Source organism: Rhizobium sp. 11_C7_N12_5, from assembly GCF_051811145.1.
Lineage (GTDB): Bacteria > Pseudomonadota > Alphaproteobacteria > Rhizobiales > Rhizobiaceae > Rhizobium > Rhizobium lusitanum.
Map to the genome: position 1 here is coordinate 3,573,276 of NZ_JBPWPY010000001.1, position 17,530 is coordinate 3,590,805.

The window sequence follows — 17,530 nt, forward strand, 5'->3', positions numbered from 1 at the left end:
AAGGCCGTGAAACAATTCCACTGCCTACTGCCTCTTATCGCTGCTTGCGGCGCAGGCGGATCACGACGTCGACATGGGCGATTTCCATGCCATTCGGCGGCTCCGGCAGGTTGCCGATCGTCAGATTGCTGATCGGAATATCCAGCACTTCGTTGTGGCCTTCGACGAAGAAGTGATGATGATCGGAGACGTTGGTGTCGAAATAGGTCTTGGTGCTCTCGACGGCGAGCACGCGGATCATGCCGGCTTCGGTGAATTGATGCAGCGTGTTGTAGACGGTCGCGAGAGAGACGGGCACACCGGCGGCCACGGCTTCCTCGTGAAGCTCCTCGACCGTCAGATGCCGGTCGCCCTTGGCGAAAAGGAGATCACCCAGCGCGATCCGCTGCCGGGTCGGTCTCAAGCCGACATTGCGCAGCCTGGTCTCGATCGCGATTTCGGCCTCTTCCGCCATTCAGGGACTCCGGATTCCAGATTTCTATTATTCTTCACTAAGCCATATAACTTTTGCCTTGATCGCTTTCAATAGTTTCGATGGGGTGGGAAGGTGCTCAAAAGCCGGAAAAATCGGGCTTTTGCCGCATTTGCCACTGGTCGCAGCTCTGGCGTTCCTGTATGCGACCACCACATAAGGGCTAGCGGGTTCGATTGGATGGTGGAGTGAGAGTGTGATGGTTGCGCTTCATTTTCTGTCGATCTTGCACTAAAGCTTCACATCCATCGGCATTCATGCGGGGGAAACGGAATTTTTATGACGACGAGACAATCCAGCTTCAACTACGAGGAAATCCTGGCCTGCGGCCGCGGCGAACTGTTTGGCCCCGGCAACGCACAGCTTCCCCTGCCACCGATGCTGATGGTCCATCGCATTACAGATATTTCCGAAACCGGTGGCACCTTCGATAAGGGCTATATTCGCGCCGAATACGACGTGCGTCCCGACGACTGGTACTTCCCCTGTCATTTTGCCGGCAACCCGATTATGCCAGGATGCCTCGGCCTGGACGGCATGTGGCAGCTGACCGGCTTTTTCCTCGGTTGGCTCGGTGAACCCGGCCGCGGCATGGCGCTTTCGACCGGCGAAGTGAAGTTCAAGGGCATGGTTCGTCCGGAGACGAAACTCCTCGAATACGGCATCGACTTCAAACGCGTCATGCGCGGCCGCCTCGTTCTCGGCACTGCCGATGGCTGGCTGAAGGCCGACGGCGAAACCATCTATCAGGCGTCAGACCTGCGTGTAGGCCTGTCAAAGGACAAGGTTGCCTGAACTGCGGCGTTGCCGCCTCCACAAAGACAGACTGTTTAAGAAAAGGTCATCGACATGAGACGGGTAGTTGTTACGGGTCTGGGTATTGTCTCTTCGATTGGAAACGATGCTCAAGAAGTGACCGCCTCGCTGCGCGAAGCCAAGTCCGGCATTTCTTTCTCCCCCGATTTCGCCGAGCACGGCTTCAAGTGCCAGGTCTGGGGTGCGCCGAAGATCGATACGACCGAACTGGTCGATCGCCGCGCCATGCGCTTCCTGTCGCAGGGCGGCGCGTGGAACCATGTCGCGATGAAGCAGGCGATCGCCGACAGCGGCCTCGAGGAAGGTGATATCACCAACGAGCGCACCGGCATCATCATGGGCTCCGGCGGCCCGTCGACCCGCACGCTGATCGAAGCCGCCGACATTACCCGCAAGAACAACAGCCCGAAGCGCATCGGTCCTTTCGCCGTGCCGAAGTCGATGTCGTCGACGGCATCGGCGACGCTTGCGACCTGGTTCAAGATCCACGGCGTCAACTATTCGATCTCGTCTGCCTGCTCGACCTCGGCGCATTGCATCGGCAATGCGACCGAAATGATCCAGTGGGGCAAGCAGGACGTGATGTTCGCCGGCGGCCACGAGGATCTCGACTGGACCATGTCGAACCTCTTCGACGCCATGGGCGCCATGTCCTCCAAGTTCAACGAGGATCACCCGGAAACCGCATCGCGCGCCTATGACGCTAACCGCGATGGCTTCGTCATCGCCGGTGGAGCCGGCGTGCTGGTTCTGGAAGAGCTAGAACACGCCAAGGCACGCGGCGCCAAGATCTACGCTGAAGTCGTTGGCTACGGGGCCACCTCCGACGGCTACGACATGGTCGCACCTTCGGGCGAGGGCGCGGTACGCTGCATGCGCCAGGCAATGGCCACGGTGAAGGGCGACATCGACTACGTCAACACCCACGGCACCTCGACGCCGGTGGGCGATAGCAAGGAAATCGGCGCGATTCGCGAAGTGTTCGGCGACAAGATCCCGCCGATTCAGTCGACCAAGTCACTGACGGGCCATTCGCTCGGCGCGGCAGGTGTTCAGGAATCGATCTATTCGATCCTGATGATGCAGGAGCGCTTTATCGGCGAGAGCGCCCATATCGCCGAACTCGACCCGGAATTTGCCGGCGTGCCGATCGTGCGCAAGCGCATCGACGACGCCAAGATCGATATCGCTCTTTCGAATTCCTTCGGCTTCGGCGGCACCAACGCCACGCTCGTATTCCAGCGCTACAACGGATAACGCAATGACCGGAATCATGCAGGGTAAGCGCGGCCTCATCATGGGCGTCGCAAACAATCATTCCATTGCCTGGGGCATTTCGAAGGCGCTCGCAGCCGAAGGCGCGGAACTGGCATTCACCTTTCAGGGCGAAGCGCTCGGCAAGCGCGTCAAGCCGCTTGCAGCCGAAGTCGGCTCGGACTTCCTTCTGCCTTGCGACGTCGAGGATCTGGCTTCCGTCGATGCCGTCTTCGAAGAGATCAAGACGCGCTGGGGCAAGCTGGATTTCATCGTCCACGCCATAGGCTTCTCCGACAAGAACGAGCTGAAGGGCCTCTACGCCAACACCACGCGGGATAATTTCACGCGCACCATGGTGATTTCCTGCTTTTCCTTCACCGAGATCGCAAGGCGCGCCGCCGACCTGATGGTCGAAGGCGGCAGCATGCTGACGCTGACCTATAACGGCTCGACGCGCGTGATCCCGAATTACAACGTCATGGGTGTCGCCAAGGCGGCTTTGGAAGCCTCCGTGCGCTATCTCGCTGCCGATTACGGCCCGCGAGGCATCCGCGTCAACGCCATCTCCGCCGGCCCGATCCGAACGCTGGCCGGTGCCGGCATTTCCGACGCCCGCGCCATTCTCTCCTGGAACCAACGCAACGCGCCGCTACGCAAGTCGGTCACCATCGATCAGGTCGGTTCGTCCTCGCTCTATCTCCTGTCGGATCTGTCGGCAGGCGTTACCGGCGAAATCCATTTCGTCGATGCCGGCTACAACATCACTTCGATGCCGACGCTGGAAACGCTGTCGAGCGCCGACGCCGAGTAACCACACCATTCGGGTGCTGCAACGATCGGCTCGATTGCAAATTCTGTAGCATCTTAAGGCCGCCATCAGCGGCCCTAAGCGTTGGCGGAGGTCCGAGTGGCGCATGAAAACTGCATCTTTTGCCGTGTGTCGGAACTGACAGTCGTCGCCGAAAACGCTGTTGCTTTTGCGATCAGGGATAAATTTCCCGTCCGTCCGCTGCACACGCTGATCATTCCCCGGCGCCATGTGACCGATATTTTCGCAACCGATACCGAAGAACGCGAAGCGATTCACGAGCTCGCCATTCGGTGCCGGGAAGCGATCGGCCGCGAAGATACATCCGTCAGCGGATTTAATTTCGGGTCGAACATCGGCCATGCAGCCGGCCAGAAAATCTTTCACGCTCATGTTCACTTGATCCCGCGCCGTTTGGGTGAGGGAGAGTTGCTCGCTGCGCGACCGGACTGAGCGGCCCTATTGCCGCAAACATCAAGGATGATCTGGATGCACGAGGACATTGATTGCTTTTGCGCGACCGAGCGGCTCATTCTCCGCAGCTTCGTGCCGGAGGATTTCGAGGCCTATAGCACCTATCGTTCGCTTCCTGAGATCTACCGCTATCTCTACAGCGCCCCTCCATCACCGGAGGAAATGCGGGAGCGTTTCGATGCCGGCTTGAACACGCGCTTGTCGGAAGATGGCGATATTCTGCGCTGCGCCGTTGTTCGGCGCGAGGATGATGCGCTGATGGGTCAGGTCAGCCTCAAGCTCGTCAGCAAGGCTGCCCAACAGGCCGAGCTCGGCTACATCTTCAATCCGGCTTATGCCGGCAAGGGCTACGCCACCGAGGCCGCTGCGGCCATCATCACCCTCGGTTTCGAAAAGTTCGGCTTCCATCGAATCTTCGCGCGCCTGGATGCGAAGAACGCCGGATCGGTCGGCGTTGTCGAACGGCTCGGCCTGCGCCGCGAGGCGCATTTGGTCGAGAACGACCGCTTTAACGGCATATGGGGCGATGAATATATTTATGCCCTGCTGAGCCACGAATGGGCTGCAAGAGCGCCGAATCGGCCGCGTTAACCCGCATTGGCTAAAATTTTACGAAAACTTTAGGTTAATTCTATCTTGCCGGGGATGGTCCGTTACCACCGGCCGGAATTGCGATACATCAAGCGCATTCAACAGTATTGCCTGCATGTCCATCGGCGTTCATTGACCATTTACGGGAACCCCAGCCGTGAACACCATAGCTGTTGCCAATTCCAAGTCGCTCGTTCCACCGGACAAGACGACATCGCTCGGTGCCATTGCCGGTACGAGAGCGCTGGGGCCGGATATATTGCGCGCGGTTGCCATCCTGCTGGTCATGCTGCTGCATCTGCCGGCAGAGGCGACGCCGTTGCCGCTTGTGGGCATCAGGCCCTATGGATGGCTCGGCGTCGACATATTCTTCGTGCTCAGCGGCTTCCTTATCGGCACCCAGCTGATGGCGGAAGCGGCGCGCCGTGACAGCGTCGATTTCAAGAGCTTCTATCTGCGGCGGGCCTTCCGCATATTGCCGGCATTTCTAGTGGTCCTCGCCCTCTACACGTTCATTCCGTCTCTGCGCGATACGCCGACGATGCAGCCGGCCTGGCGGTTCCTCACCTCCATACTCAACTTCGGGCTCGATCCTCGCTCTGGCGGTGCGTTCACCGAGGCGTGGTCATTGAGCGTCGAAACGCATTTCTATCTGATTCTGCCGGTTCTCGTTTTCCTGCTGAAACGCCGCGCGACGATGGTTTTCATTGCCATTCTCGCAGCGACGATCGTCATTGCCGGCATGGGTTTGCGGTTTGCGATCTGGCGGAGCTTGGTCGGCGCGCCTGCGGAAGTGCATGAATATGGCCAAGCCTTTGCGACCTATCTCAGGGATATCTACTACCCGACATACAATCGGCTTGATGGCTTGACGTTCGGTGTCGCTCTGGCCGCCGTTCGGCTGTTCAGGCCGTTGCTGTGGGAGCGGTACATGCCGCCCTATATCGCGCTCGTCCTCGGCAGCATTCTTGCCACGGCCGCCCTGATGATCTTTTCCGGGCGAGGGCCGTTTGCCGAGACCCATCTGCCGCTTTTGCTCCAGCCTTTCCCCGGCACAGTCGTCGGGTTCCCGCTGTTTTCGGCCGGAGTAACATTGATCCTCGGCGCCATGCTGGATCTGCAGCCGAAGATCGGGCGCTGGCATCTTCCGGCGATCACAGGCATCGCGACCCTATCTTACAGCCTGTATCTGACCCATAAGGCCGTCTACCAGCTCGACAGGATGGTCTTTGGCCGGGAAAATCTTCAGGGCCTGTCCGGCTTCGTGATCTATGTTGCGACATGCTTCATCGTGGCGGCGGCGCTCTGGTTTGTCGTCGAGAGAAGCTTCCTGCATCTGCGGGATCATCTCGTACCCCGCTCGCGCTGAGCCGATATGCTTGCATATACAAAAAGGCGGCCAATGACCGCCTCTGCTTTGCTTATTTCTTCGCCCAGAGCACCTTGAAGCGGGCATTGCGGCAGGTTTCGCCATGCTCCTTGAAGCTTTCCGCCAGCACCGGCTCATAGGGCAGGCCGCGATTGGCGACCAGCATCAGGCGGCCGCCGCTGCGCAGGGAGGCGGCGGCAGTCTTGATCATCGCCTGGCCGAGCGAAGGTTCGGCGGCGTGGCCTTCATGGAAGGGCGGGTTCATGATGATCAGGTCGTACTTGTCCTTGACCGGCTCGCTCGCCAGATCGTGCCAGAAGAAGCGCTGGGCGACCTTCGGGCAATTGGCCAGCAGATTGGCGCGTGCAGCTTCCAGCGCGCCGTAATGGGCCTCATAGAGGTCGATACGGGCGATTCTTGGCGACTTCGTCGCAAGTTCCACGGAAAGATAACCCCAGCCGGCCCCGAAATCGGCGGCATCGCCGGTAAAGTCGGTCGGCAGGCGCGAGGCGAGCAGTTCCGAGCCGGCGTCGATCCGGTCATGGGAGAACATGCCAGGCGCTGTGGTGAAACGGTCGTCGACGCGTGTAGCTGGCTTGCCAAGCTGCGCCGTCATCACCTTGATGTCAGCGGGGCGCGCGAACCAGAAGGCGACACCGTGATATTTCGGCATGTACTCGACCGCGAGGCCGAAACCCTCCATGCGCTTGCGCAGCGGCTGAATGCCGTCTTCCTTGCCGCCGGCGACCACGATGAGGCCACCTTCCCTAACGCGCGACAGCGCTTCGGCGATATGGTCTTCGTTTTCGCCCTTGTGCTTGCCGCAAAGGACCAGCGCGCCGTCATAGTCGCCGCCCTCGATCTCCGGCGTCACGTTGATCCGCTGCGCCTGCAGCTGGCGATAGAAGGGGCGGAAGCCCTGAACGGCCGAAAGTTCCGCGGTAAATCCGTCCGGCAGCGAAAAGCCCGCCTCTGCTGCGAGAAAAAGGATCCGCTTACCCTCGCCGGGCGCGTCAATGGTGCCAGAGGCAAAGGGATGAAACAGGGTCTTCAGGGCGTCGCGGCTCATAGGCGTTATCTCGTCATGGGAATGGGTTTCGATTGTCGGATATGTGCGCCATCGTCGTATTCCATGCTTGCCCCTCACCCTAGCCCTCTCCCCGCATAGGCGGGGAGAGGGCTAGGGTGAGGGGCCGGGCACATAGTTTCAGCGAAAACGGGCCAGGCCGACAGCAATAATATAAAAAGGGCGCGGAAACGAATTCCGCGCCCCGGAACGTGAATGAAGGCGCGGCTTATTCGGCCGCGTCATCCTTCTTCTTGTCGGCGGCGAGTTCCTGGCCGGTCGCCTGATCGACGACCTTCATGGAAAGGCGGACCTTGCCGCGCTCGTCGAAGCCGAGCAGCTTGACCCAGACCTTGTCGCCTTCCTTGACGACGTCCTGCGTCTTCGCCACGCGCTCGGAAGCGAGCTGCGAGATGTGGACGAGGCCGTCACGGGCGCCGAAGAAGTTGACGAAGGCGCCGAAGTCGGCGGTCTTGACAACCGTACCTTCGTAGATCTGGCCGACTTCCGGCTCGGCGACGATCGAGTGGATCCACTTGCGGGCCGCTTCGATCTCCTTGCCGGAGGACGAGGCGATCTTGACGGTGCCGTCGTCTTCGATGTTGATCTTCGCGCCGGTCTTTTCGACGATTTCGCGGATGACCTTGCCGCCGGAGCCGATGACTTCACGGATCTTGTCGACCGGGATGTTCATGACTTCGATGCGCGGTGCGAATTCGCCGAGCTGGCCGCGGCTTTCGGTGATTGCCTTGGACATTTCGCCGAGGATGTGGGTGCGACCGCCCTGTGCCTGGCCGAGAGCGACCTTCATGATCTCTTCGGTGATGCCAGCGATCTTGATGTCCATCTGCAGCGAGGTGATGCCGTCGGCCGTGCCGGCGACCTTGAAGTCCATGTCGCCGAGGTGGTCTTCGTCACCGAGAATGTCGGAGAGAACGGCGAAACGATCGCCTTCTAGGATCAGACCCATGGCGATGCCGGCAACCGGCTTGGCCAGCGGAACGCCGGCGTCCATCAGAGCGAGCGAGGTGCCGCAAACCGTTGCCATCGAGGACGAGCCGTTCGACTCGGTGATCTCGGAGACGACGCGCAGCGTGTAGGGGAACTGTTCGACCGTCGGCAGCATCGGGCGGATAGCGCGCCAGGCGAGCTTGCCGTGACCGATTTCGCGACGACCCGGGGAACCCATGCGGCCGGTTTCGCCAACCGAGTAGGGGGGGAAGTTGTAATGGAGCAGGAAGCGCTCCTTGTACATGCCCGTCAGGCTGTCGACGTACTGTTCGTCTTCGCCGGTGCCGAGCGTGGCGACGACGATTGCCTGCGTTTCACCGCGGGTAAACAGCGCCGAACCGTGCGTGCGCGGCAGGAGGCCGACTTCCGAAACGATCGGGCGAACGGTCGACAGGTCGCGGCCGTCGATACGGCTCGACGTGTCGAGGATGTTCCAGCGAACGATCTTGGCCTGCAGGTGCTTGAAGACGGCGCCGATGACTTCGGCCGAATACTTCGGCTCGACGCCTTCCGGGAAGAAGTGTGCCTTGACCTTGGCCTTGACGGCGTCGACGGCAGCGTAGCGCTCAGCCTTCTGCGTGTTCTTGTAGGCGGTGCGCAGCTCGGCTTCGGCGATGCCGAGCATTTCGGCTTCGAGTTCGGAGTGATCTTCCGGCGTGAAATCGCGCGGTTCCTTGGCCGCGACTTCAGCGAGCTTGATGATCGCGTCGATGACGGGCTGGAAGCCGCGATGGCCGAACATGACGGCGCCGAGCATGACGTCCTCGGGCAATTCCTTGGCTTCCGACTCAACCATCAGAACGGCGTCCTGCGTGCCGGCGACGACGAGGTCGAGGCTCGATTCGTCCATCTCGTCGAGATGCGGGTTGAGCACGTATTCGCCGTTGATGTAACCGACGCGGGCGCCGCCGACCGGGCCCATGAACGGAACGCCGGAGAGCGTGAGCGCTGCCGAAGTGGCAACCATCGACAGGATGTCGGGATTGTTTTCGAGATCATGCTGGATGACGGTGACGACGACCTGCGTGTCGTTCTTGTAGCCTTCCGGGAAGAGCGGGCGGATCGGGCGGTCGATCAGGCGGGAAACGAGGGTTTCGTTTTCGCTCGGACGTCCTTCGCGCTTGAAGTAGCCGCCGGGGATCTTGCCGGCTGCGTAGGTCTTTTCCTGGTAGTTGACGGTGAGCGGGAAGAAATCCTGGCCTGGCTTCGGCGACTTGGCGGAAACGACGGTGGCAAGTACCACGGTCTCGCCGTAGGTTGCCATGACAGCGCCATCGGCCTGGCGGGCGATCTTGCCGGTTTCGAGCTTCAGCGGGCGACCGGCCCACTCGATTTCGACGGTATGGATATCGAACATATCTTGTCCTTGCATTGTGCGGGAAAAGGCGCCGTCGCCAATGAGTTCGGCAAGGTGCATCTTCGACCGCACGAAATGTGACGCATCACGGGCAAGACAACGAGAGGCTTTCGAAGATCGGCCGAAGCGCGAAGCCTCGGCTGAAAGCATCCGGCAATCCTGCCCCATGACAGGTCAACGGTTGTTGTTGGCAGGACCGGCCCATCCGGCCTGCCGGCGGTTTCACATCGCGCAAACACAAGGCGCTAGGGAAACTCGTCTCAAGGGTTCATACCCTTCATAAGCATCCGGCGGACGTTCAGGAGAACGCCCGCCGGAAATTCGATTAGCGACGGATACCGAGGCTGGTGATCAGCTTGGTATAACGGCCTTCGTCCTTCTTCTTGAGATAGTCAAGAAGCGAGCGCCGGCTGGAAACCATCGTCAGGAGTCCACGACGGGAGTGGTTGTCCTTCTTGTGGTCCTTGAAGTGGCCTGTGAGATTGTTGATGCGCTCGGTCAGGATAGCAACCTGGACTTCCGGAGAACCGGTGTCGCCTTCGACGGTCGCATATTCCTTGATCAGCGCAGCCTTGCGCTCAGCAGTGATCGACATCGGATAGTCCTTTCTATGAGAGGAAATTAAAGTCGCCAAAAGCCGGGATGTCGTCCAGCATTGGCCGCGAATGCAATCAGGCATGCCCGATGCTGGCGCTGCCTATAGACCATTTGACATGCAAAGGGAAGAGCCGCGATTTTTCCTTCTCCCGGCCGGGAGAAGGCGGCGCTTACACGAACACCCGCTTCGGTCGGAATTCCCCCTCACCGATCTCGCCGATGGCGATCAGCTTGCCGCGCGCGGTGGCATAGGCCTCCGTTTCGGCGACCGGCGCATCGCGGCCGCGGACCAGAATAGGATTGCCCATCTTCAAACGGTGCGCCTGATCGTCGTTGATGACGAGGTGCGGCAGCGACGACAGGGCTTCGGCCGTGTCGATCAGCAGCGCGTCGAGGGCCGCCAGCCGCTCGTCGGCATCCTCGATTGCTTCGAGCGCCACCAGATTGGCGAGCGGCACCATCGCCTCCTCCGCAAAGGGGGCGACGAAACTGCGGCGCAGGCTGGAAATATGGCCGTAGCAGCCGAGATCGCGGCCGAAATCGCGGGCAAGCGCCCGGACATAGGTGCCCTTGCCGCACTCCACCTCGAAATGCGCCGTATTGGCATCTGGGCAGGCAAGCAGCGTCAGCCGGAAGATCTCCACTTCGCGCGAGGGGATCTTGACCGTCTCGCCGTCGCGGGCGAGGTCGTAGGCGCGTTCGCCGGCAATCTTGATGGCCGAGAACTGCGGCGGGATCTGGTTGATGACACCGGTATATTGCGGCAGCAGCGCGCGGATGTCTTCTTCGCCCGGGCGCTTGTCTGACGTCTGCGTCACCTCGCCTTCGAGATCGTCCGTGGCGCGCTCTTCGCCCCAGGTGACGGTGAATTCATAGATCTTGCGGCCGTCCATGACGTAGGGGACCGTCTTGGTGGCGTCGCCAAGCGCGATCGGCAGCATGCCGGAGGCAAGCGGATCGAGCGTGCCGGCATGGCCCGCCTTCTGCGCCTTGAAAAGCCACTTGATCTTGGAAACGGCCTCGGTCGAGCCGAAATCCACCGGCTTGTCGAGGATGAGCCAGCCCGAAATCGGGCGGCCCTTGGGCTTGCGTGGTTTGGACATTCTCTGTCTCTGTTATCGGTTTTTGTCGGTATCGGTGTCAGCATCGCCGTCATTGAGATCGCGCTGGACCTCCGGCGAGCGCAGCAGCGCATCGATCTTCTTGTAGTTGTCGAAGCTGGTATCGTCGCGGAAGCGGACTTCCGGCATGTATTTCATCTGCCGAAGCAGCGGCCCGAGACGGCCGCGGATGTATTTCGAATGACGATTGAGCGTGTCGATGACGATGTCGTGGTCGGCGACGCCGAGCGGCGTCACATAGGCGGTGGCGATCTTCAGGTCCGGCGACATGCGCACTTCGGAAATGGAGATCACGGTGCGCTCGATCAGGTCGTCGCGCACTTCGCCGCGCTGCAGGACCTGCGTGATCGCGGCGCGCACTTGTTCGCCGACGCGAAGCATACGCTGCGAGGGCGCGGAAGAAGTTGGTCTGGTCATGGTTTTTCCGTTAGCAGCGTCCCTTGGACGCTATAAAGCGGGTCACATGACTCGATCCGGCGCAAAGGTCAAGGCTGGATGGCCCGTTCTGCCTTCCAGAAGCCCAGAATCCGCTGGAATGCGGCATCCTGGGCTCCATCTGTCGTAAGCATTCGGGGTGCGGCGTACCGCGAGACGGCGTCCCGCCTGTCGCATGACCGCGATATGCTCGTCCGGTTGACGAACGTAGGAAACGACGATCCGATCGTTGTCTTCAGACGTTGTCGTCATGAGCGGCGCGCCTTTCTCCAGCCTCTTCGAACCCAATAAAAAACCGCCGGCGATGACCGGCGGTTTTGATATCCAGCCAATGGGAAGGCGCTTACAGCGTGCGCGTGATGTGCTCGACGCGGAAGCATTCGATCGTATCGCCCGCGCGGATGTCTTCGTAGTTTTCGAAGGCCATGCCGCATTCCTGGCCGACGTTGACTTCGGAGACTTCGTCCTTGAAGCGCTTGAGCGTCTTGAGCTTGCCCTCGTGGATGACGACGTTGTCGCGCACCAGGCGGACGCCGACGCCACGTTCGACCTTGCCTTCGGTGACGCGGCAACCCGCGACCTTGCCAACCTTCGTGATGTTGAACACCTCGAGGATCTCGGCATTGCCGAGGAAGGTTTCGCGGCGCTCCGGAGACAAGAGGCCCGACATCGCCGCCTTCACGTCATCCACCAGATCGTAGATGATGTTGTAGTAGCGGATTTCGATGCCTTCGCGCTCTGCGAGCGTGCGAGCCTGCGAGTTGGCGCGGACGTTGAAGCCGATGATCGCCGCGTCGGAAGCTCCGGCCAGCGAAATATCGGATTCGGTCACGCCGCCGACGCCCGAATGGACGATGCGGGCGCGAACCTCGTCGGTGCCGAGCTTGTCCAGCGCGCCGGCAATGGCTTCGATCGAGCCCTGCACGTCGCCCTTGATGACCAGCGGGAACTCCTTGGTGCCCGTGGCCTGCAGCGTCATCATCATCTGTTCCAGCGAACCGCGCTGGACCGACTGGCGGGCAGCCGCCTTATCGCGGGTGAGACGCTGACGGTATTCCGAGATTTCGCGGGCGCGGCTTTCGTTTTCGACGACAGCGAACTTGTCGCCGGCCTGCGGAGCACCGGAAAGACCGAGTACCTCGACCGGCATGGCCGGGCCGGCCTCCTTCACATGTTCACCCTTGTCGTTGACCAGCGCGCGTACGCGACCCCACTGATCGCCGGCAACGACGATCTGCCCGGGGCGCAACGTGCCCTTCTGGATGAGCACTGTCGCAACGGAGCCGCGGCCGCGATCGAGCTGGGCTTCGATGACCGTGCCTTCGGCCGTGCGGTTCGGATTGGCCTTGAGATCAAGGATTTCCGCCTGCAGCAGCACGGCTTCCAGCAGCTTGTCGAGGTTGGTGCGGTTCTTCGCGGAGACTTCCACGTCGAGCACTTCACCGCCCATGGATTCGACGAAGACTTCATGCTGCAGCAGTTCGGTGCGAACCTTCTGCGGGTTGGCTTCGTGCTTGTCGATCTTGTTGATCGCCACGATGATCGGAACGCCCGCCGCCTTGGCGTGGTTGATCGATTCGATCGTCTGCGGCATCACGCTATCGTCGGCCGCAACGACCAGGATCGCGATGTCGGTCGCTTGGGCACCGCGAGCACGCATTGCCGTGAAGGCGGCGTGGCCAGGGGTATCGATGAAGGTGATCTTCTGGCCGTTCTGCTCGACCTGATAGGCACCGATATGCTGGGTGATGCCGCCAGCTTCGCCGGCCACCACGTTGGCGTGGCGGATGGCGTCGAGCAGCGAGGTCTTGCCGTGGTCGACGTGACCCATGATGGTAACGACAGGCGGACGGGAAACCAGTTCGCCGTCTTCGTCGGCAACGTTGAAGATGCCGTGTTCGACGTCGGATTCTGAAACGCGCTTGACCGTATGACCGAATTCGTTGGCGATCAGCTCTGCCAGATCGGCGTCGATGACGTCACCCGGCTTCAGCATCTGGCCTTCCTTCATCAGGAACTTGATGACGTCGACGGCGCGTTCGGACATGCGCTGCGACAGCTCCTGGATGGTGATTGTTTCCGGCAGCACGACTTCACGCGAAATCTTTTCGCGCGTTTCCTGCATCTGGCTGCGGCGGAACTTTTCCTGGCGGCGGCGCATGGCCGAAAGCGAGCGGCCGCGAGCGCTGCCGTCTTCGTCGACATTGGCCGTCGTTACCGTCAGCTTGCCGCGACGACGTTCTTCGTCGGTCTTCGGACGCGTAGTGACCGGCTTTGCCGGCTCGGGGCGCGTGACCTTGCCGCGCGCCGGAGGGCCACCACGCGGCGGGCCGCGATCGGTTTCTTCTTCATTGACCCGACGACGATTGGCCGGTGCTTCCACGGGCAGCGCGCCGGGGCGCGCCGGCTGCGGAGCCGCATCCGGGCGACGAGCAACGACAGGAGCCGCGGCCGCCTGCACGTCCGGCTTCGGTGCTTCCACCGGTGTGGGCGTTTCGACCTTTGCCTCTACGGCACGGGCAGCTTCTTCTTCGGCGCGGCGGGCGGCTTCGGCCTGCTCCACGATGCGACGGGCGGCTTCCTCTTCGGCGCGGCGCGCTTCTTCCTCGGCACGGCGGACGGCGTCCGCGGCATCGCGGGCCTGGGCGTCGGCGAGTGCGCGACGGCGCGCGTCCATTTCATCGGCAGACAGATGGTTCAGAACCACCGGTCGCGACGAGCGTTCCTGCTGCGGCCGCTGCTGATAGCTTTGGTTGGGCTGTCCCGGCCGCTGTTGCTGGCCACCGGGCTGATGAATGCGCGGAGCGGGCTGCGGCGGGCGCGGCGGCTGCGGCGTCGGTTCCGCGACGCGCGTCACGGATGGCGTTGCGGCAGCCGTCGTCGAAGCCGCGATCGGCTTTTCGTCTTCGGGGCGTAGGGGGCGGCGCTTGCGGGTCTCAACCACGACCGCCTTGGTGCGACCGCGGCCCATGTCCTGGCGCACGGTGCCCTGGTTTACGCCTGAAGGCTTCAGGGTGAGGGTCTTCTTACCCGAAACACTCAGCGTCTTGTCGTCTTGATTGTCGGTCATTCCGTTCCTGTTCCTTCGGACAGGGCTCGGAAACGTCCGTCAGACCCTGTCGTTCAATGCATGTACCTTAATGAGGCGTCCGGCATAGGCCGGTGACCGCGTCATTGTTTTCGCCGGCCAGCGCCGCCCGTTGCCCGGGACTGACCGCCGTTGCGGTACCGTTCGAGCAGGTTTGCGCGCTTCACTACACCTTCACCCGCCCGCCCTGCAAGCGCTGCGGCATGGATAAAAGCATTCTGGCCCATCAGTTCTTCCATTTCCGCCTCCGTGAAGACACGGAATGACGGTATTTCCTTTTCGGTCTCCATGCCGAGATGCCAGGCTTTTCGTGCCTGGTCGATCTTGCGGACGCCGTCAGCGGCGGCATCGATCGCATGGAACACGGCGAGTGCCGAACCGTTGCGAACGGAGCCATCTACCTTTGACGAGCCATTGACGAACTGGCTCGCTTTGCGCGCCATGTGCATCATCCCGGCAAGCTGCGCCACAAGAAGGCGGTCGACGATGGCGCCGAGATCGCTCGGTGCCGTCACCTCCGCCTTCAAGGCGCGAGAAAACAATTTCTTCGCTACCGCCTTGTCCACGAGTGCCCGGTCAAGCTTGACCCAGCAGCCGCGTCCCGGCAGCTGCCGCTTCAGATCGGGAACAACGGTCCCGTCAGGAGCGGCTACGAAGCGGATCAACTCGTCGGGCGATCCGCTTTCGCGTGTTACGATGCACGTGCGGCCGTTTGCGCCGTCACCCCCGAGATCTTCGTCTTCAGGCGGTGCGCTCGGCCTCTCGGTGATCGTCATGCTTCTTGCTCGGCTTCATCCTCCGCGACCTCTTCGGTCTCAGTGGCGAGATCGGCTTCGGTGATCCAGCCAGCCGACAGACGAGCCTGCACGATCATCTGCTCCGCCTCGACACGCGAGACTTCGAGCTTGGAGAACAGGCCTTCGAACTTCTTCGTCTCGCCGTTCTTGCGTTCGCTCCAGCCGACGAGGTCGTCGGCGGCGCAGCCGGCGAAGTCCTCGATCGTCTTGATGCCGTCCTCACCGAGGGCGACCATCATCTGCGCGGTCATACCGTTGATCTGGCGCAGCTCGTCGGATACGCCGAGTGCTTTGCGCTTCTCGTCCATTTCGGCTTCCAGGCGCTCCAGATATTCGCGGGCGCGCTGCTGGATTTCCTGGGCGGTTTCTTCGTCGAAACCGTCGATGGAGGCGATTTCGTCGAGTTCGACATAAGCCAGCTCCTCGACGGCGGCAAAGCCTTCGGAAGCCAGAACCTGGCCGACCATCTCGTCGACATCGAGCGCGTCCATGAACAGGTTGGTACGCTCGTTGAATTCCTTCTGACGGCGTTCCGATTCCTCGGCTTCCGTCATGATGTCGATGTCCCAGCCGGTCAGCTGCGAAGCAAGGCGAACGTTCTGGCCGCGGCGGCCAATCGCCAGCGACAGCTGTTCGTCCGGAACCACGACTTCGATGCGCTCGGCGTCCTCATCGAGAACGACCTTGGAGACTTCAGCCGGCTGCAACGCATTGACGACGAAGTTCGCCGGCTCGTTGGACCACGGAATGATGTCGATCTTTTCGCCCTGCAGCTCGCCGACGACGGCCTGGACGCGCGAACCGCGCATACCGACGCAGGCGCCGACCGGATCGATCGACGAGTCGTTCGAAATAACGGCGATCTTGGCGCGCGAGCCCGGATCGCGGGCAACCGATTTCACCTGGATGATGCCGTCGTAGATTTCAGGCACTTCCATGGTGAAGAGCTTGACCATGAACTGCGGATGCGTGCGCGACAGGAAAATCTGCGGACCGCGCTGCTCGCGGCGAACGTCGTAGACATAGGCGCGGACGCGGTCGCCGTAGCGGAAGTTCTCGCGCGGGATCATCTCGTCGCGGCGGATGATGCCTTCGCCACGGCCGAGGTCGACGATGACGTTGCCGTATTCGACGCGCTTGACCGTACCGTTGACGATTTCGCCGACGCGATCCTTGAATTCGTCGAACTGGCGGTCACGCTCGGCTTCGCGCACCTTCTGCACGATGACCTGCTTGGCCGACTGGGCGGCGATGCGGCCGAAATCCATCGGCGGCAGCGGATCGGCGATGAAATCGCCAAGAGCTGCATCCGGGTTGCGGTCGCGGGCCAGTTCTAGCGGGATCTGCGTGGAATAGTCCTCGGCCTTCTCGACGACTTCGAGCAGGCGCTGCAGCCGGATTTCGCCGGTCTTCGGGTTGATGTCGGCGCGGATGTTCGACTCCGAGCCGTAACGCGAGCGCGCGGCCTTCTGGATCGCGTCTGCCATTGCGGCAAGCACGATCTCGCGGTCGATGACCTTTTCGCGCGCCACTGCATCTGCGATCTGCAGAAGTTCTAGCCGGTTCGCACTGACTGCCATTGTTTTTAGTCTCCGTCTTCCTGCCCTTGGGTTCCCGTTCCGTCAGGCGGTTCGTTGATCGATTATTCTTCTTCGTCGTCCGCTTCGTTCTGGTTCGCTGCCTCGGCTTTCGCCAGCTTGTCGGCGCGCAGCGCGTCGCGGATGAGATCGTCCGTCAGGATCAGCTTGGCCTCGGCCAGCGTGCTGAACGGAATGGTCACCTTCGGTTCCTCGCCATAGGCAACCTGATCGCGTTCGATCGTGAAACCATCGTCGTTGACGTCGGCGATCTTGCCGCGAAAGCGCTTGCGATTATCAACCAGGATCGAGGTCTCGCACTTGACGATATGGCCGATCCAGCGGCGGAAATCCGACTTGCGCACCATCGGCCGGTCGATGCCGGGCGAAGACACTTCCAGATGATACGCCTTATCGACGGGATCTTCCACATCAAGCACCGGCGAAATCGCCGTCGAGACTTCTTCGCAATCCTGAACGGTCATGGTGCCGTCGTTGCGCTCGGCCATCACCTGCAAAGTCAGGCCGTTCTGGTTCAGGAGGCGCACACGCACCAGGCGGAAGCCCATGCCGACGATCACGGGCTCGATGATGGCGGCGACGCGCTGGTCAAGGCCGGTTTCGACGATCAGGCGCGGTTCATTGGTATTGTCTGCGTTTGTCACTTCCGACAAGCGTTCACTCCTGCAGGCTA

Annotated in this window: 17 protein-coding genes; 6 read left to right on the forward strand and 11 right to left on the reverse strand. The window is 61.4% G+C overall.

Annotation, left to right across the window (positions count from 1 at the left end):
• Nucleotides 1–34: 34 nt before the first annotated feature.
• On the reverse strand, nt 35–454 hold the full coding sequence (gene irrA / locus AB8B29_RS17460) for an iron response transcriptional regulator IrrA (protein WP_037199290.1): 420 nt from the start codon (nt 452–454) through the stop codon (nt 35–37).
• A 297-nt stretch (nt 455–751) separates the two neighbouring features.
• On the opposite strand from irrA, the gene fabA reads away from it, so the two are divergent.
• The 6 genes from fabA to AB8B29_RS17490 all read left to right on the forward strand — a co-directional run bounded on the left by fabA (nt 752) and on the right by AB8B29_RS17490 (nt 5,787).
• Nucleotides 752–1,267, forward strand: a complete 516-nt coding sequence (gene fabA / locus AB8B29_RS17465) for a 3-hydroxyacyl-[acyl-carrier-protein] dehydratase FabA (protein ID WP_037199288.1) — start codon at nt 752–754, stop codon at nt 1,265–1,267.
• A 54-nt stretch (nt 1,268–1,321) separates the two neighbouring features.
• Nucleotides 1,322–2,545: a beta-ketoacyl-ACP synthase I gene (gene fabB / locus AB8B29_RS17470; protein WP_037199286.1), complete on the forward strand. Its 1,224-nt coding sequence runs from the start codon at nt 1,322–1,324 to the stop codon at nt 2,543–2,545.
• Nucleotides 2,546–2,549: 4 nt separating this feature from the next.
• Nucleotides 2,550–3,356, forward strand: coding sequence for an enoyl-ACP reductase FabI (gene fabI, locus AB8B29_RS17475; RefSeq protein ID WP_037199285.1), 807 nt, complete (start codon nt 2,550–2,552; stop codon nt 3,354–3,356).
• Between the two features lie 96 nt (nt 3,357–3,452).
• Nucleotides 3,453–3,806: an HIT family protein gene (locus tag AB8B29_RS17480; RefSeq protein WP_037199284.1), complete on the forward strand. Its 354-nt coding sequence runs from the start codon at nt 3,453–3,455 to the stop codon at nt 3,804–3,806.
• A 36-nt stretch (nt 3,807–3,842) separates the two neighbouring features.
• Nucleotides 3,843–4,418 carry a GNAT family N-acetyltransferase gene (locus tag AB8B29_RS17485; RefSeq protein WP_439006614.1) on the forward strand — a complete coding sequence of 192 codons (576 nt, stop codon included), beginning with the start codon at nt 3,843–3,845 and terminating at the stop codon, nt 4,416–4,418.
• 157 nt (nt 4,419–4,575) lie between these two features.
• Entirely contained in the window at nt 4,576–5,787 is a 1,212-nt protein-coding gene (locus tag AB8B29_RS17490; protein WP_112442430.1) for an acyltransferase family protein, read from the forward strand.
• Nucleotides 5,788–5,839: 52 nt separating this feature from the next.
• Here AB8B29_RS17490 and AB8B29_RS17495 read toward each other — a convergent pair whose 3' ends face one another.
• The 10 genes from AB8B29_RS17495 to rimP form a co-directional block, all read right to left on the reverse strand.
• A complete protein-coding gene (locus AB8B29_RS17495) occupies nt 5,840–6,856 on the reverse strand; it encodes a class I SAM-dependent methyltransferase (protein WP_047561152.1) in 1,017 nt (338 codons plus the stop codon).
• Nucleotides 6,857–7,082: 226 nt separating this feature from the next.
• Complete coding sequence (gene pnp / locus AB8B29_RS17500; RefSeq protein WP_037199355.1) at nt 7,083–9,221, reverse strand: polyribonucleotide nucleotidyltransferase; 2,139 nt, start codon at nt 9,219–9,221, stop codon at nt 7,083–7,085.
• A 325-nt stretch (nt 9,222–9,546) separates the two neighbouring features.
• A complete protein-coding gene (gene rpsO / locus AB8B29_RS17505) occupies nt 9,547–9,816 on the reverse strand; it encodes a 30S ribosomal protein S15 (protein ID WP_034512717.1) in 270 nt (89 codons plus the stop codon).
• Nucleotides 9,817–9,988: 172 nt separating this feature from the next.
• Nucleotides 9,989–10,921 (reverse strand): tRNA pseudouridine(55) synthase TruB, encoded by a 933-nt coding sequence (gene truB / locus AB8B29_RS17510; RefSeq protein ID WP_112442428.1) that lies wholly within the window; start codon nt 10,919–10,921, stop codon nt 9,989–9,991.
• 12 nt (nt 10,922–10,933) lie between these two features.
• Nucleotides 10,934–11,356, reverse strand: a complete 423-nt coding sequence (gene rbfA, locus AB8B29_RS17515; protein ID WP_037199280.1) for a 30S ribosome-binding factor RbfA — start codon at nt 11,354–11,356, stop codon at nt 10,934–10,936.
• 42 nt (nt 11,357–11,398) lie between these two features.
• Nucleotides 11,399–11,626 carry a hypothetical protein gene (locus AB8B29_RS17520; RefSeq protein ID WP_439006615.1) on the reverse strand — a complete coding sequence of 76 codons (228 nt, stop codon included), beginning with the start codon at nt 11,624–11,626 and terminating at the stop codon, nt 11,399–11,401.
• A gap of 91 nt (nt 11,627–11,717) precedes the next feature.
• The gene (gene infB, locus AB8B29_RS17525; RefSeq protein ID WP_037199278.1) at nt 11,718–14,444 is read right to left on the reverse strand and encodes a translation initiation factor IF-2; all 2,727 of its coding nucleotides are present in this window, start codon (nt 14,442–14,444) and stop codon (nt 11,718–11,720) included.
• 101 nt (nt 14,445–14,545) lie between these two features.
• Nucleotides 14,546–15,238, reverse strand: coding sequence for an RNA-binding protein (locus tag AB8B29_RS17530; RefSeq protein WP_037199277.1), 693 nt, complete (start codon nt 15,236–15,238; stop codon nt 14,546–14,548).
• Nucleotides 15,235–16,839 carry a transcription termination factor NusA gene (gene nusA / locus AB8B29_RS17535; protein WP_037199275.1) on the reverse strand — a complete coding sequence of 535 codons (1,605 nt, stop codon included), beginning with the start codon at nt 16,837–16,839 and terminating at the stop codon, nt 15,235–15,237. Before nusA ends, AB8B29_RS17530 begins: the two co-directional genes overlap by 4 nt.
• A 62-nt stretch (nt 16,840–16,901) precedes the next feature.
• Complete coding sequence (gene rimP, locus AB8B29_RS17540; protein WP_037199273.1) at nt 16,902–17,510, reverse strand: ribosome maturation factor RimP; 609 nt, start codon at nt 17,508–17,510, stop codon at nt 16,902–16,904.
• Between the last annotated feature and the right edge of the window lie 20 nt (nt 17,511–17,530).

Bases quoted from the DNA above. Each gene is read 5' to 3' on its own strand.
- irrA (WP_037199290.1), bottom strand. From the start codon at position 454: ATGGCGGAAGAGGCCGAAATCGCGATCGAGACCAGGCTGCGCAATGTC.
- fabA (WP_037199288.1), top strand. From the start codon at position 752: ATGACGACGAGACAATCCAGCTTCAACTACGAGGAAATCCTGGCCTGC.
- fabB (WP_037199286.1), top strand. From the start codon at position 1,322: ATGAGACGGGTAGTTGTTACGGGTCTGGGTATTGTCTCTTCGATTGGA.
- fabI (WP_037199285.1), top strand. From the start codon at position 2,550: ATGACCGGAATCATGCAGGGTAAGCGCGGCCTCATCATGGGCGTCGCA.
- AB8B29_RS17485 (WP_439006614.1), top strand. From the start codon at position 3,843: ATGCACGAGGACATTGATTGCTTTTGCGCGACCGAGCGGCTCATTCTC.
- AB8B29_RS17495 (WP_047561152.1), bottom strand. From the start codon at position 6,856: ATGAGCCGCGACGCCCTGAAGACCCTGTTTCATCCCTTTGCCTCTGGC.
- pnp (WP_037199355.1), bottom strand. From the start codon at position 9,221: ATGTTCGATATCCATACCGTCGAAATCGAGTGGGCCGGTCGCCCGCTG.
- rpsO (WP_034512717.1), bottom strand. From the start codon at position 9,816: ATGTCGATCACTGCTGAGCGCAAGGCTGCGCTGATCAAGGAATATGCG.
- truB (WP_112442428.1), bottom strand. From the start codon at position 10,921: ATGTCCAAACCACGCAAGCCCAAGGGCCGCCCGATTTCGGGCTGGCTC.
- rbfA (WP_037199280.1), bottom strand. From the start codon at position 11,356: ATGACCAGACCAACTTCTTCCGCGCCCTCGCAGCGTATGCTTCGCGTC.
- AB8B29_RS17520 (WP_439006615.1), bottom strand. From the start codon at position 11,626: ATGACGACAACGTCTGAAGACAACGATCGGATCGTCGTTTCCTACGTT.
- infB (WP_037199278.1), bottom strand. From the start codon at position 14,444: ATGACCGACAATCAAGACGACAAGACGCTGAGTGTTTCGGGTAAGAAG.
- AB8B29_RS17530 (WP_037199277.1), bottom strand. From the start codon at position 15,238: ATGACGATCACCGAGAGGCCGAGCGCACCGCCTGAAGACGAAGATCTC.
- nusA (WP_037199275.1), bottom strand. From the start codon at position 16,839: ATGGCAGTCAGTGCGAACCGGCTAGAACTTCTGCAGATCGCAGATGCA.